Origin of the sequence: Mesorhizobium waimense (assembly GCF_003601975.1) — a bacterium.
GTDB lineage: Bacteria > Pseudomonadota > Alphaproteobacteria > Rhizobiales > Rhizobiaceae > Mesorhizobium > Mesorhizobium waimense.
Genome location: NZ_QZWZ01000001.1, coordinates 199,829 through 213,066, shown reverse-complemented (window position 1 = coordinate 213,066; position 13,238 = coordinate 199,829). Strand labels below are relative to the sequence as shown.

The 13,238-nt window shown below is 63.9% G+C and carries 14 protein-coding genes; 8 read left to right on the top strand and 6 right to left on the bottom strand.

Annotated elements, in window-relative coordinates:
* Nucleotides 1-4: 4 nt before the first annotated feature.
* From D3227_RS01085 to D3227_RS01075, 3 genes are read right to left on the bottom strand one after another with little or no spacing between them, the layout of a single operon-like run.
* Nucleotides 5-676, bottom strand: coding sequence for a UdgX family uracil-DNA binding protein (locus D3227_RS01085; protein WP_120011840.1), 672 nt, complete (start codon nt 674-676; stop codon nt 5-7).
* 59 nt (nt 677-735) lie between these two features.
* Nucleotides 736-2,157: a glutamine synthetase family protein gene (locus D3227_RS01080; protein WP_167480559.1), complete on the bottom strand. Its 1,422-nt coding sequence runs from the start codon at nt 2,155-2,157 to the stop codon at nt 736-738.
* Nucleotides 2,154-3,536, bottom strand: a complete 1,383-nt coding sequence (locus D3227_RS01075) for an aspartate aminotransferase family protein (RefSeq protein WP_120011838.1) — start codon at nt 3,534-3,536, stop codon at nt 2,154-2,156. The genes D3227_RS01080 and D3227_RS01075 overlap by 4 nt, the downstream gene beginning before the upstream one ends.
* A gap of 155 nt (nt 3,537-3,691) precedes the next feature.
* Between D3227_RS01075 and D3227_RS01070 the strand changes: the two genes are divergently transcribed.
* Nucleotides 3,692-4,144: a hypothetical protein gene (locus D3227_RS01070; RefSeq protein WP_120011837.1), complete on the top strand. Its 453-nt coding sequence runs from the start codon at nt 3,692-3,694 to the stop codon at nt 4,142-4,144.
* A 6-nt stretch (nt 4,145-4,150) separates the two neighbouring features.
* Here D3227_RS01070 and D3227_RS01065 read toward each other — a convergent pair whose 3' ends face one another.
* Nucleotides 4,151-5,125 (bottom strand): WD40 repeat domain-containing protein, encoded by a 975-nt coding sequence (locus D3227_RS01065; protein WP_120011836.1) that lies wholly within the window; start codon nt 5,123-5,125, stop codon nt 4,151-4,153.
* Nucleotides 5,126-5,371: 246 nt separating this feature from the next.
* Nucleotides 5,372-6,427: a CobW family GTP-binding protein gene (locus tag D3227_RS01060; RefSeq protein ID WP_120011835.1), complete on the bottom strand. Its 1,056-nt coding sequence runs from the start codon at nt 6,425-6,427 to the stop codon at nt 5,372-5,374.
* A gap of 166 nt (nt 6,428-6,593) precedes the next feature.
* Between D3227_RS01060 and D3227_RS01055 the strand changes: the two genes are divergently transcribed.
* Both D3227_RS01055 and D3227_RS01050 read left to right on the top strand, forming a co-directional pair.
* Complete coding sequence (locus D3227_RS01055) at nt 6,594-7,325, top strand: intradiol ring-cleavage dioxygenase (protein WP_120012187.1); 732 nt, start codon at nt 6,594-6,596, stop codon at nt 7,323-7,325.
* Nucleotides 7,326-7,545: 220 nt separating this feature from the next.
* Nucleotides 7,546-8,016 (top strand): MarR family winged helix-turn-helix transcriptional regulator, encoded by a 471-nt coding sequence (locus D3227_RS01050; RefSeq protein ID WP_120011834.1) that lies wholly within the window; start codon nt 7,546-7,548, stop codon nt 8,014-8,016.
* Nucleotides 8,017-8,182: 166 nt separating this feature from the next.
* Here D3227_RS01050 and D3227_RS01045 read toward each other — a convergent pair whose 3' ends face one another.
* Nucleotides 8,183-9,055: an AraC family transcriptional regulator gene (locus tag D3227_RS01045; protein WP_120011833.1), complete on the bottom strand. Its 873-nt coding sequence runs from the start codon at nt 9,053-9,055 to the stop codon at nt 8,183-8,185.
* A gap of 35 nt (nt 9,056-9,090) precedes the next feature.
* Between D3227_RS01045 and D3227_RS01040 the strand changes: the two genes are divergently transcribed.
* The 5 genes from D3227_RS01040 (at nt 9,091) to D3227_RS01020 (ending at nt 13,234) form a co-directional block, all read left to right on the top strand.
* Nucleotides 9,091-9,498: a DUF2000 family protein gene (locus D3227_RS01040; RefSeq protein ID WP_120011832.1), complete on the top strand. Its 408-nt coding sequence runs from the start codon at nt 9,091-9,093 to the stop codon at nt 9,496-9,498.
* Nucleotides 9,499-9,706: 208 nt separating this feature from the next.
* On the top strand, nt 9,707-10,591 hold the full coding sequence (locus D3227_RS01035) for a DMT family transporter (RefSeq protein ID WP_167480574.1): 885 nt from the start codon (nt 9,707-9,709) through the stop codon (nt 10,589-10,591).
* Between the two features lie 68 nt (nt 10,592-10,659).
* Nucleotides 10,660-11,682: a LacI family DNA-binding transcriptional regulator gene (locus D3227_RS01030; protein WP_120011830.1), complete on the top strand. Its 1,023-nt coding sequence runs from the start codon at nt 10,660-10,662 to the stop codon at nt 11,680-11,682.
* The gene (locus D3227_RS01025) at nt 11,679-12,662 is read left to right on the top strand and encodes a 2-hydroxyacid dehydrogenase (RefSeq protein ID WP_120011829.1); all 984 of its coding nucleotides are present in this window, start codon (nt 11,679-11,681) and stop codon (nt 12,660-12,662) included. The genes D3227_RS01030 and D3227_RS01025 overlap by 4 nt, the downstream gene beginning before the upstream one ends.
* A gap of 161 nt (nt 12,663-12,823) precedes the next feature.
* Nucleotides 12,824-13,234 (top strand): hypothetical protein, encoded by a 411-nt coding sequence (locus tag D3227_RS01020; protein ID WP_167480558.1) that lies wholly within the window; start codon nt 12,824-12,826, stop codon nt 13,232-13,234.
* Nucleotides 13,235-13,238: the final 4 nt, after the last annotated feature.

Genomic DNA, 13,238 nt, shown 5'->3' with positions numbered 1-13,238 from the left:
TGGATCAGGCGGCCATCAGCGACTTTACCGCTTTCATGTCCTGCAGGAATCGCCCGCGTTCGGCGTCCTTGTCCGCCGCTTCGCGGATGCGCAGGATGAAGGACGGATGGATGGTGATGAACACGCGCAGGCCGTCGTCACGCTCTATCACCTGGCCGCGCATCTTGGTTACAGGCACCGCCTTGCCGAGCAGCGACTGCGCCGCCGTCGCGCCCAGCGCTACGACGACATCCGGTTTGATTAGCCCGATCTCCCTGTCCAGCCACCAGCGGCAAGCCTGGACCTCGCCGGCATTCGGCTTGGAATGAATGCGGCGCTTGCCGCGCGGCTCGAACTTGAAATGCTTGACCGCGTTGGTGACATAGGTTTTCTGGCGATCGACGCCGGCATCGTTCAGGATGACATCGAAGATCTTGCCCGCCGGCCCGACGAAAGGTTTGCCGGCCAGATCCTCCTGGTCGCCCGGCTGTTCGCCGACGAAGATAACTTCGGCACTCTGCGGTCCCTCGCCGAACACCGTCTGGGTGGCGTCGCGCCACAACGGACAGCGGCGGCAGCTCTCAGCTGCTTCACGGAGCCCTCCGATGGAGCCGGCATTGTCCTCGCCAAGTTCGGCACGCGGCCTATGTCCGGCGGGTGTCTTCGCCTTGTGCGACAGGCCTGTGGTCGCCGTCATCCGCCTCATCCACTTCGATAGGAAAAAGAGCGGGGCGGACGATGGTTCCGGCCAGCTGCTCACACCTCGTGCAGATAGAGATGATAGTCCAGTTCGCTGACGGTGCGGGCAACGCGCAGATATTCAGATTGCTTGATCGCCACGAAGGTCCGGTGCAGATCTTCGCCGAGCGCACCTTTCAGGAACGTTGAAGCCCGCGCGGCCTCGATCGCGGCGCGCCAGTCCACCGGCATCGTCGTTCGCGTGACAGCCGATTCATAGCCGTTGCCGGTGGTTTCCGGGCCAGGGTCGAGGCCGTCGTCCAGTCCTATGACGATGCCGGCGAGCACCGTCGCCGCCACCAGATAGGGGTTGGCATCAACGCCGGACGGCCGGTGCTCGATGCGCCGGTTTTTGGCGTCGCCCGCCGGCACACGCAACGCCACCGAACGGTTGTTTACACCCCAGGTCGGCGCCACCGGTGCATAGGACTGCGAGACGAAGCGCCGCCAGGAATTTGCATGCGGCGCAAACACCAGCATCGATTCGGCCATCGTCTGGATCAGGCCGCCGAGCCCCTGCAGCAACGGCAGCGACCAGCTTTCTCCGCCGGCTTCGGCAAAGACGTTCCTGCCGGTATCGTCCTGCAGCGAGACATGGAAATGCATACCCGAGCCGGCATATTTCTCGATCGGTTTGGCCATGAAGCAGGCGGTGACACCATGACGACGGGCCTGTGCCCGCACCAGCCGCTTCAGCATGACGAGGTCGTCAGCCGCCCGCATCACATCCATGCGGTAATTCAGCGTCAATTCGTACTGGCCGGGCGCATATTCGGAAATGACCGTTTCGGCCGGAATGCCTTGCGCCTTGGCTGCGGCATAGATGTCGGAAAACAGCGGCTCCATGCCGTGCAGATGGTCAACGGAGTAGACCTCGGTCTTGCCCGAACTGCGGCCATCGAGTACAGCGCGGGCCGGCTGCACCTTACCCTCGGCATCGCGCTCGTTGGCAAGCAGGAAGAATTCGAGCTCGAAGGCGCCGGCCGGGTGCAGGCCCTTGGCCGCCAATATGTCGACTTGCCTGGCCAGAGCCAGCCTCGGGTCGGACGACATTGGCTGGCCGTCGAGGTGATACATCGCCATTAGCACCTGGCCGCGCGGCGGGTTTGTACCGAACAGCGGCACCAGCGTGCCGGGGATCGGCCATGCCCTGAGGTCGCCGTCACCGGTCGTCCAGATCAGCCCGGTCTCGTGCACATCCTCGCCGGTGATGTCGAGGCCGAGAATCGAGATCGGCATGTGCCGGCCGCCCTCGAAAATGCTCATCAATTCGTGCCGGCGCACGATCTTGCCGCGGCCGACGCCGTTGGCATCGGTCAAGACGATGTCGAAGGCTTCGATCTCGGGATGGGCGTCGAGGAAAGCTTTCGCTTCGCTGGGCGTCGAGCCCGAAGGCGAGGTCACTGTCGCATTTGAGGTTGGCATGCGCGCTTGTCTCATGCCGCAAGCCTTGCCGCAACTGCGCCAAAGGCGGTGATCAGCCGGTTCACTTGGGCCGCGGTGGTTGCCGGCGAGATCAGCATCATGTTGTGGAACGGCGCGATCAGCATGCCCTGATTGACCAGTGCGACATGGATCGCGGCCTCGAGTTCCGGCGCATGCGCTGCTTCGGCCTCGGCGCCATTCCGCAAGGGGCCGGGCGCGCAGATGAACTCGACGCGGGCGCCGACACGGGCAGCATGCCAGGGCAGGCGATAGCGGTCGATGACCCCGGTCAGTCCGGCGTGGAGCCGCAGCGCCAAACGGCCCATATGGAGATAGTTCTCGTCGGTCATCACCTCCTCCAGCGTGGCTCGCATCGTCGCGAACTGCAGCGGGTTGCCCGACAGCGTCGTGCCCATGCCGGAATAACCCGGCTCCTTGGTCAGGTTATAGGCAGCATAGCGCGTGGCGACATCCTCGCTCATGCCCCAGACGCTCGCCGGCACGCCGCCGGCGATCGGCTTGCCGAGCACGAACAGATCCGGCTCCAGTCCGTATGTCCTGGTGTAGCCGCCGGGACCGGTCGAGATGGTGTGGGTTTCGTCGATCAAGAGCAGTGTGCCGGCCGCGCGGGTCAGTTTGCGCAGCGCGTCGTGAAAGCCGGGGTCGGGCAGCACCATGCAGGAGTTGGTCAGCACCGGTTCGGTGATAACGCAGGCGATATCCTTGCCGCGCAACGCGGCTTCCAGCGCCGGCAAATCATTGAACTCGATAACCCCGGTCTTCTGGGTGAGGTCGCGGAATTCGCCAGCCAGCCCCGGCCGGTTGACCGGCCTGCCTTCAACCAGCCGCACCATCGTCTCGTCGACCGAGCCGTGATAGCAGCCGTTGAAGACCAGGATCTTTTCCCGACCGGTGACGGCGCGGGCAACGCGCAGCGCAAAGCGGTTGGCGTCGGTCGCCGTCGTCGCAATCTGCCAGAACGGCAGGCCGAAATGCCGCTGCAACAGCGGGCCGATGGCGAGCGCGTCCTCGGAAGGCAGCATGTAGGTCAGGCCGCGCCCGGCCTGGCGGCGGATGGCACGCGCGACCGGCGGCGGCGAATGTCCGAACATCGAGCCGGTGTCACCGAGGCAGAAATCGTCGAGCCGGTTGCCATCGATATCGGTAATAGTTGCGCCTTTGGCGCTGTCGACCAGTATCTGGAACGGTGTCGGCCAGTCGTTCATCCAATGCATCGGCACGCCGCCGAAGAAACCGGGCAGGCCGTTGCCGGCCTTCGCCGCCGATTTCGGCCGCGCCTTGCGGAAAACCTCCGCCTCCGTCTCGCGCAGCCTGGCGATGCGGTCGCGGCCGATACCACCGATCGAAGTCCTTGAATGGTCGATTGAATGCATGAGGGCCCTCTCGCCTGGCACTGTAGACAATCGCAGTCTCAACCCGCAATTGGCCGCCTGGCTGCCCTGCATTGGCTCAGCGCCACCCGGCTGGCGCTTGACCGCGAGGCGAAATCCGGCGCCAATACGGGCGGCTTGTGGTTTGGGGGGGAAAAATGCGGGCGATCATCTGCACTACGACGTTGCTTATGTCGGCTGGCGCGGCCTTTGCGAGCGGCGGTATCTGGTGTTCGGCTGAAGATGCGGCGGCAATATTCCAGGTCGAAGCCGGGGTTACCAGGGGCATGGGCGGGCCGACCTTCAACTTTCGCGGCGATCTCGAAATTCTCAACAGGCCTGCCGGTGACAGCCTGCGCAAGACCGTCTTCGAGGATTCCAACCTGACGCAGTACTGGCTCGATGGCAAGGAACTGCGGCTGAACGTCTATCGCGAGCACGAAGTCGCGCAACGCATCAACTCGGTCGAACTGACGATCCTGACCAAAACCAGTGACGAAGGCGTCTATGACGGGGGCTACACGCTCGCCATCTACGACGCCGCGGCGGATGCGGACCAGGACGGCAAGCCGGTTGAAGTCACCGGCAAGGTATCCTGCGGGGCTGAGTAGGGAAGACTACGCCGTGATGTCGATGACGCCGCAGTCGCCGGCCGCGCTGCCGAAGGCGATGCGGCGCTCTTCCTTGTCCCACATCATCGAGGTGATGGCGCCCTTGCCCGGGCGGCGCAGAAGCACCTCCTTGGCATCGGCAAAGCGCACCGCCATCACCATTCCGTCGTCATAGCCGACGGCGACGACATCCTGGCTCGGATGGCAGGTGACCGTGGTCACCATGGCATTGCCGCGCGTGCCGAGCTCCAGCGGCGCCTTGCCCATCGGCCCGTCCTTGCCCGAAAACGGCCAGACGATCGCCGCCGGCGCGCCGGAACTCGCCAGCCATTTGCCCTTGGCGCTCCACGACAGGCTTTTGACCTTTCCGGGATAGCCGCTCATGCGCATGTGCTTGCCGTCGGCCAGCTTCCAGCCATGCAGTGCATTTTCCTGCATGGTGGTGACGAGGAAGGCGGCGTCCGGCGAAAAGGTGACGCCGGTGTGGGCGCCGGCCCATTCGAGCTCGACCGGCTTGCCCTCAGCTGCCGGGAAATGCAGCGTCGCGCCATTGTAGCGGGCGACACCGAAGCGCATGCCCTTTGGCGAAAAGGCCAGCCCCTCGACCGAGCGCGGATGCGCGAATTGCTTTGTCTTGCCGTCGGCGAAGCGCACATAGGCGGTCTTGCCGGAGGCGAAGGCGACGGCGCCCTGCGGTCCGGCGGCGACGCTGGTGATCCATTTCTTGCCGGCGCTCGCCAACTCCGCGGCATTGCCGCCGGCGTTGACGGCAAACACCTTGCCGTCCTCGCCACCGGTGATCAGCCGGTCGTTGGCCGCGTCATGGAAGGCGGCGAGCAGCCCATCATGGACCTGCACGGTCTTGTGGCCATGGTCGAGCCGGTGGACAGCGCCATCGGCCAGCGCGAAATGCGGCACGTCGCCGAGGAAGACGGCGGCGACGCAGTGGCCTTCGAGGTCAAGCGGGGCGACGGTGGGCATACGAGCTGGTCCATTCGAGATTGTTGGCGGCCGTCTACGCCAGCGCGGCTAGGTTCGGCTCCACCTTCTCGCCTTGTGGGAGAAGGTGGATTGGCGCGCAGCGCCAAGACGGATGAGGGGTGTTGGGCGGATCACCGTCGGTGCCAAGCTGGAACACCCCTCATCCGACCGAGCTTCGCTCGGCCACCTTCTCCCACAAGGGGAGAAGGAAGAAGGGGCAGCGCTAACCCTAAACTGGCCTGGAAATCAAGCGGCCTGGCAGGCCTCGAAGCTCTTCTTCAGCCGTTCGGCATCGAGTTCGCGGCCGATGAAGACCAGCCGGCTCTCGTGCTTTTCGCCGTCCTTCCAGGCGCGCTGGTGGTCACCTTCGATGATCATGTGGACGCCCTGGATGACATAGCGCTCATCGTCGCCCTTGAGCGCGATGATGCCCTTCAGCCGCAGGATGTTCGGGCCTTCCATCTGGGTGATCTTTTCGATCCAGGGGAAGAATTTCTTCGGGTCCATCTCGCCGCCGCGCAGCGACACCGACTGCACAGTCACATCATGGATGTCGGACGGATGCGCGTGATGGTGATGGTCGTGTCCGTCATGGTCATGGTGATGATGATCCTGGTCGTGGTCATGATGGTCGTGATCATGATCTTGCGCCTCGAGGAAATGCGGATCGTTCTCAAGTGCCCGGGAAAGGTCGAAAGCACCGCGATCGAGCACCTCGGCCAGCGCCACGCCGGCGCGCGTGGTGCGATGGATCCTAGCCGCCGGGTTGATGGCGCGGATCGTCGCCTCGACCTTGGCGAGTTCGTCGGGTGTCACGAGATCGGTCTTGTTGAGCACGACGACGTCGGCGAAGGCGATCTGGTCCTCGGCTTCCTTGGAATCCTTCAGCCTGAGCGGCAGGTGCTTGGCGTCGACCAGCGCCACCACGGCGTCGAGCCTCGTCTTGGAGCGCACGTCGTCATCCATGAAGAAGGTCTGCGCCACCGGCACCGGGTCGGCAAGGCCGGTGGTCTCGACGACGATGGCGTCGAAGCGGCCAGGGCGGCGCATCAGGCCCTCGACGACGCGGATCAGGTCGCCGCGCACCGTGCAGCAGACGCAGCCATTGTTCATTTCGTAGATTTCCTCGTCGGATTCCACGATCAAATCATTGTCGATGCCGATCTCGCCGAATTCGTTGACGATGACGGCATAGCGCTTGCCGTGGCTTTCCGAGAGGATGCGGTTGAGCAGCGTCGTCTTGCCGGCACCGAGATAGCCGGTGAGGACGGTTACGGGGATCTGCGTCTGCGCTTCGCTCATGTCTTGCCTCAAAAAGTTAGGGCCTCGAATGATCTGCGCCCCGAAAATCGGGATCTCGAAAAGTCCGGGCCTCGAAAGGGATATTGTCGGTTCCATATAGGATGTGCGCTATGTTTTTGCACGAGGCAAACCACTGGGCCAAACAGGCCGGCGCGAGAGGGGCCAGATGTCCAACAAACCGCCCATAATGCCATTGAACAGGCGTCAGGCGCTCGGCCTCATCGCCGTGACAGCCGGCGGCGGCGCCTTCCTGCCGGCTGCCGCAAGGGCCGCGCAGGCTGCGCCCTATGCCGGGCTTGCCCTGTTCGATGCCGGCGCCGGCGTCTGCACCATCACGCCTGAGGTGACGGAAGGGCCATTTTATTTCGACCCTGAGCTCGAGCGTGCCGATGTCACCGAAGGCAAGAAGGGCGTCGGTCTCAATGTGCGACTGCAGGTCGTCGATGCCACCTGCCAACCGCTTGCCGGTGCCCGCGTCGATATCTGGCATTGCGATGCGCAAGGGCACTATTCCGGCTACCCGGGACAGGGCGACGGCCAGGATGTCGATACCTCCGGCCAGACATTCCTGCGCGGCTGGCAGAAGACGGACGCAAGCGGCATCGTCTCCTTCGCCACCATCTATCCCGGCTGGTATCGCGGCCGCACCACGCACATCCACTTCAAGGTCTTCCCCGACGAACGATCGGTGATGACCGGCCAATTGTTCTTCCCCGACGGCTTGAGCGACCAGATCTTTGCAACGGTCGAGCCCTACAACGACCGTCCTGGCAAACGCGACACCTCGAATGCGCGAGACGGCATAGCGAGACGGGCCGGACCCTTGTCGCAGGCCGCCTTGCGCGAAGCGGCGGATGCCTTTCAGGCGTTGCTGGTCGTTGCTGTAAAGGCTGGCTGAACTCCGTTTGGGCCCCCGGCCGTGCCCACGGGAAAAGTCCTCCGGCCCAAAAAGTCGTTTGTCATCTAACTGAAATAAACATCTGGCATTCACCACGGCGGACATCGCAATGCTTGCCGGCAAAGCTGTTTTCGCAAGCCGGATTCTTTGTGATCGTCGATTGCCAACTGGCAGGCAGGCTCTATGCTGCCGGCACCGGTTCGGCCGAAGAGGGATGACCATGGCCAAGGCGGACAAAACTGCAACAATGAGCCGGCTGCATTCGGCGGCGCGGCTGGCGCGTACGGCACTTGCCGCGCGGCTTCTGGCGCACGGTTTCTATGCCGGACAGGACCAGATCATGCTGTCGCTCGACCGCGAGGACGGCCAGACACCGGGCAACCTCGCCGGCCGCCTCGGCGTGCGCCCGCCGACCATCACCAAGACCATCAACCGGCTGCAGGCGCAGGGTTTCCTGGAAAAGCGCGCTTCGGTGAACGATGCCCGTCAGGCTCACATCTTCCTCACCGGGACCGGCCGCGAGATCATCCACGCCATCGAGAAATCGGTGAAGAAGACCGAGAAGCAGGCGCTGAAGGGCCTCGACAAGAAAGACCAGAAGGCGCTGTTCAAGCTGCTCGCCCGCATCGAAGCCAATCTCTCGAACGAGGAATTGGTGCTGATCGACGACGACGCCGATCTCGATGACTGACGAGCGACGCGTCAGCGTCGTCTCGCCTGCGCGATGCGAAAGCGTCGTCCTCTACCGGCGACGCATCTTGCGTCGTCCTCTACCGGCGACGCATCTTGCGTCGTCCTCTACCGGCGATGCATCTTGCGTCGTCCGGCGTGCATTGTTCACCTTCGTGAGCGGGGGTCTACGCTGCCGCCGCCGATGGGCCGCGCACAAGCGCCGACCAGCGTCCCGGCGTCAGGCCGAATGCCTTCTTGAAATGACGGTTGAAATGGCTCTGGTCGCTGAAGCCGGCGGCAATGGCGATCTCGGCCAGCGCCTCTCCCGCCTCGATCATGCGCCGTGCCCGCTGCAGCCGGCGCATCAAAAGGAAACGGTGCGGGCTCGTGGAATAGGTCGCGCGGAAATGGCGCGAAAGCGCATAGCGGTCCAGACCGGTGACGGCTACCAGTTCATCGGACCGCACCGCCCGCTCGGCATTCTCTTCCAAATAGTCGCGCGCCAGTGCTGCGGCGCGCCAAGCCGTCTTTTCCATCGGCTTTGCCGGCTGTCCGGCATGGCGCTCCAGATTCTGTGCCAGCTGCGCAATGAAATCGGCGACAAACAACTCGTCCAGTTCCTCATCGAGCGACGCCAGTGCGGAAAGCAGCGTGCCACGTAAAGCCGGATCGCTCACCACGGCATCCTCGACGAAAGGCAATGGGGCGCCGCCCAGGCAGTCGAGCAGCAGCGACGGCTCCAGATAGAGTATCCGGTAGTGCAAGCCATCCTCGGTGCCTGCGCCGCCGTCGTGCAGTTCATCGGGATGCAGAACGATGATCTGGCCGGGCAGGCTGTGATGCGCCGCGCCGCGATAGCGGAAGCTCTGTACGCCGTGCAGCGTCACCCCGATCGCGTAGGTATCGTGGCGGTGGAGATCGAAGGCGTTGCCATGGAAACGCGCCTCGATGCGCTCGATGCCGACCGTGTCGGGCGCCGAGACGATGCCATCTTCGGCCGCATCCCAGCACAAACGTTCAAGACCCTGGAGGGCCTCCCGGCCTAGATCGTGCGTCATCGCTTCAACAACACCTTGGAACTGGCGACTGTCTCATGTTCGATACGAAATTTGCAATCGTGCTCAGGCAAGATCTTCCCGTCTGGCAGAAACTCAACGTCACCGCCTTCCTGACCAGCGGCGTCGTCGCGCAATTTGCCGATATCATCGGCGAGCCCTATCGCGACCGTGCCAGCAACATCTACAACCCGCTGTCGATCCAGCCGGTCATCGTGCTCTCGGCCGACGGCGCGACACTTGGCGCGATCCACCGGCGCGCTCTGGAGCGCGGCGTGACGACGTCGCTCTATGTCGAGGAGATGTTCTCGACCGGCTTTGACGCCGCCAACCGCGCCGTCTTCGCCGAATTCGCCCCAGATGACGCCAAGGTTGTCGGGATCGCGCTGCGCGCCGAGAAGAAACTGGTCGACAAGATCACCAAGGGCGCCCGCATGCACGCCTGAAGCAGAATCGGGTTGGATCGCAGCGTTCTGCCGGTGATGCCGTCTCGCTCTGAGCCTGTCGCCGGCGCTTGTTGTGCCAGTCGCTTTTGGCTTGCCGGCAGGCGGCGATTGCCGCAAAGGTGACCTATCTACCTTTCCTTCCGGCCCGAAATTGAGCGTTCCCAGAAAACCAGACGAAAGCGCGACGCCGCCGGCGGCGATGCTGTTGATGCTTTCCACCTATGTCTGCTTCACCTTTCTCGACACCAGCAGCAAGTATCTCGTGCTGGCCGGCGTCTCGGCGCTGATCGTCGCCTGGGCCCGCTTCACCGTCCATGTGTTGCTGGTCGGCGTCTTTCTGCGCGGATGGCGCGAGCCGTCGCGTTTTCGCGCCAACAATCTGTGGGCCCACATTCTGCGCGGCGCCTTCCTGTTCGGATCGACCATGTGCAACATCATGGCGCTGCGAACCCTGCAACTGGCCGAGACCACCTCGATCTACTTCTTCGGCCCGATGGTGATCACCGCACTTGCCGGCCCGCTGCTCGGCGAATGGGCAGGCTGGCGCCGCTGGCTGGCGATCCTGACAGGCTTTGTCGGCGTGCTCGTCATCACCCGACCGGGCGTCGGCGTTTTCGGCATCGGGCATCTCCTTGCGCTCGGCTCGATGCTGTCGAACTCCTTCTATGTCATCATGACCCGCCGCATGTCGGCCACGGAGACTTCGGAGAGCCTCATCCTGTTTTCGGCGCTGGCGCCGGCGGTGCTGCTCCTGCCCACACTGCCGTTTTCGCTGTCGCTGCCGCAGGACGCCTGGCACTGGTCGGTCCTCTTGATGCTCGGCGTGTTCGGCGCCACCGGCCATTGGCTCCTGGTCCAGGCCTATCGCCTGGCAACGACCACGGCACTCGCCCCCTACCCCTATTCGCAGATGGTGTGGATGATCCTGTCCGGCTGGATCATCTTCCACCAGTTTCCCGACCGCTGGACGCTGGTGGGTGCGGCCATCATCGTCGCCAGCGGCCTTTACATCATTCATCGCGAACACCGGCTTCGCCTGCGCAATCACGCGGCGCTGGACGCGGAGGCGGAAACGCTGGCAAAAAAACTTTGATTTGCTCCCGATCGATGGCATAAGAGCCGCCTTTAAACAGTTTAAATCGCTTCGGGGAGCGCAAGGCGCTGGCACAGAAGATCAAGCTTTCGACGATCGCGGATGCCCTTGGCGTGTCCACGGCCACGGTATCGCTTGCGCTGCGCGACAGTCCGCTGGTCGCCGGCAGCACCCGCGACCGCATCAAGGAACATGCCCGCGCCATCGGTTATATCTACAACCGCCGCGCCGCCAGCCTGCGCACCTCGCGCTCGGGCATCGTCGGCGTCGTCGTGCACGACATCATGAACCCCTTCTTCGCCGAGATCCTGCGCTCGATCGAAAGCGAGCTCGACCGCAGCCGGCAGACCTTCATCCTGTCGAACCATTACGACCAGCTCGAAAAGCAGCGCACCTTCATCGACACGCTGCTGCAGCTTGGCGCCGACGGCGTCATCATGTCGCCGGCCATCGGCACACCTGCCGAAGACATCATCATGGCCGAGGAAAACGGCCTGCCGGCGGTGCTGATCGCGCGCTCTGTCGCCGGGGCCGACGTGCCGGTCTTCCGCGGCGACGATGCCTATGGCACTGGGCTTGCCACCAACCACCTGATCTCGCTTGGCCACAAGCGCATCGCCATGATCGGCGGCACCGACCAGACCTCGACCGGCCGCGACCGCTATCAGGGCTATGTCAACGCCATGGAAGCGGCGGGGCTCGAGGTCAGGCCGTCCTGGCGCATCGCCGGGCCGCGCACCAAGCAGGCCGGTTTCGAGGCCGCTGGACAGTTTTTGGCGCTCAAAGACAAGCCAACTGCCGCCTGCTGTTGGAATGATCTCGTCGCCATCGGGCTGATGAACGGCATCGCGCGCGCTGGCCTGGTGCCGGGCGTCGACATTTCCGTCACCGGCTATGACGATCTCGAGGAGGCTGCGATCGCAACGCCGGCACTGACCACGGTCTGGAACGGCCAGCGCGAGGTCGGCCGTCGCGCCGCGAGCGCCTTGCTGGACAAGCTGAACGGACAGACGGTGCGGCCGTCGCAGGAACTGATCAAGCCGGAACTGCATGTGCGTCAGTCGACCGGCAAGCCGGTGGAGCGTGCATGACAAAGCCTGAACTTGGAGAGCCGGTCGCCATTCTGGTGCCCGGCCATTTCAACGAGCACGCCATCGGCCGCATCGACCAGGCATTCCAGCGGGTGACGATCGAACAGGCCGACCCGGCTCTTGTCACCGAGGAGATGCGGCGCACGGTGCGCGGCATCGCTTCGTTCGGCGGGATAAATGCCGCCTTGATGGATGCGCTGCCCAACCTCGAGATCATCGCCAATTTCGGCGTCGGCTATGATTCGGTCGACGCCAGCCACGCCGCGCAAAGCGGCATCATGGTCACCAATACGCCCGACGTGCTGACTGAGGAGGTCGCCGACACGGCGATCGGCCTCTTGATCAACACCGTGCGCGAAATGTATGCCGCCGAGAAATGGCTGCGCGACGGCAGCTGGGTGAAGAACGGCGCCTATCGCCTGAGTCGGCTTACCTTGCGCGGCCGCAGCGTCGGCATCTTCGGCATGGGTCGCATCGGGCTGGCCATTGCCCGGCGGCTGGAAGCCTTCGGCCTGCCGGTCGCCTATCACAACCGCCGCCAGGTCGAGGGCCTGGCCTATCAGTATCATCCGACGCTGAAGGGGCTTGCCGAAGCGGTCGACACGCTGATCTCGGTGGCGCCGGGCGGCGCTTCGACGGAAAAGGCCGTCAATGCGGAGATCCTGTCGGCGCTCGGAGCGAACGGCGTCTTCATCAACATCGGTCGCGGCAGCACGGTGGATGAGGCTGCGCTTGCCGCGGCCCTTGCCAACGGCACCATCGCCGCTGCCGGGCTCGATGTCTTTGCCGACGAACCCAGCGTGCCGGAGGCGCTGCTGGCAGCGCCCAACACCTCGCTGCTGCCGCATGTCGGCTCGGCATCGGAGCATACCCGCCGGGGCATGGCGGACCTCTGCGTCGACAATCTGGTGTCGTGGTTTGCCGAGCGCCGGCCGCTGACCCCGGTGCCGGAGACGATGCATGTGAAAGCGGGCGGCTGAGCGATGGCCCGCCACACTTATTAACGTCGGCTTAACGCTTTGAAATCATCCTGCATACTTCGTTATGCATATTCTCAAAAACCCGCAGGGGTTTTGGGTTCATGCATCAGGGCAAGATTTTGAAGCGCGCTGCCGCGCCTTCGAATGCGCGGAGAAACAGAGTGAAGACGCTTTCAGCACTGATTGCGGTTGCCGCGCTGGCCGGCGGCGTCCAGCTTTTCCACGGCGGCAGTGGCGCAAGTGTCGCCAGCGAAGCCGCACCGGCAAGCACCTACCGGCTGACGGCCAATGGCGATGAAGCCGCCTGCACTGTCCATCGCGGCGCTGAAGTCTCGGACGGTCTGTCGCTGTTGACGATCGCCTCGACCTGCCGCCGGCTTTTGCCTGGCATCGAGCGCGCGAAATTCTGGCGCGAGCAGGACGACGGCACGGTTGCCTTCAGCGTCAACGGTACCGATCCGATCGTCACCTTTGCCGTTGCCGATGGCGACGGCTACGAATCCTACGCACCCGCGTTGCCGCTGCTGTCGCTGGCGGCAGCCGACAGAGATTATTCGGCTGCCGGCAACTGATAAT

What these genes read in the sequence shown, in the direction of transcription:
- D3227_RS01085 (WP_120011840.1), bottom strand. Translation starts at nt 676, where the DNA reads ATGACGGCGACCACAGGCCTGTCGCACAAGGCGAAGACACCCGCCGGA.
- D3227_RS01080 (WP_167480559.1), bottom strand. Translation starts at nt 2,157, where the DNA reads ATGAGACAAGCGCGCATGCCAACCTCAAATGCGACAGTGACCTCGCCT.
- D3227_RS01075 (WP_120011838.1), bottom strand. Translation starts at nt 3,536, where the DNA reads ATGCATTCAATCGACCATTCAAGGACTTCGATCGGTGGTATCGGCCGC.
- D3227_RS01070 (WP_120011837.1), top strand. Translation starts at nt 3,692, where the DNA reads ATGCGGGCGATCATCTGCACTACGACGTTGCTTATGTCGGCTGGCGCG.
- D3227_RS01065 (WP_120011836.1), bottom strand. Translation starts at nt 5,125, where the DNA reads ATGCCCACCGTCGCCCCGCTTGACCTCGAAGGCCACTGCGTCGCCGCC.
- D3227_RS01060 (WP_120011835.1), bottom strand. Translation starts at nt 6,427, where the DNA reads ATGAGCGAAGCGCAGACGCAGATCCCCGTAACCGTCCTCACCGGCTAT.
- D3227_RS01055 (WP_120012187.1), top strand. Translation starts at nt 6,594, where the DNA reads ATGTCCAACAAACCGCCCATAATGCCATTGAACAGGCGTCAGGCGCTC.
- D3227_RS01050 (WP_120011834.1), top strand. Translation starts at nt 7,546, where the DNA reads ATGGCCAAGGCGGACAAAACTGCAACAATGAGCCGGCTGCATTCGGCG.
- D3227_RS01045 (WP_120011833.1), bottom strand. Translation starts at nt 9,055, where the DNA reads ATGACGCACGATCTAGGCCGGGAGGCCCTCCAGGGTCTTGAACGTTTG.
- D3227_RS01040 (WP_120011832.1), top strand. Translation starts at nt 9,091, where the DNA reads ATGTTCGATACGAAATTTGCAATCGTGCTCAGGCAAGATCTTCCCGTC.
- D3227_RS01035 (WP_167480574.1), top strand. Translation starts at nt 9,707, where the DNA reads ATGCTTTCCACCTATGTCTGCTTCACCTTTCTCGACACCAGCAGCAAG.
- D3227_RS01025 (WP_120011829.1), top strand. Translation starts at nt 11,679, where the DNA reads ATGACAAAGCCTGAACTTGGAGAGCCGGTCGCCATTCTGGTGCCCGGC.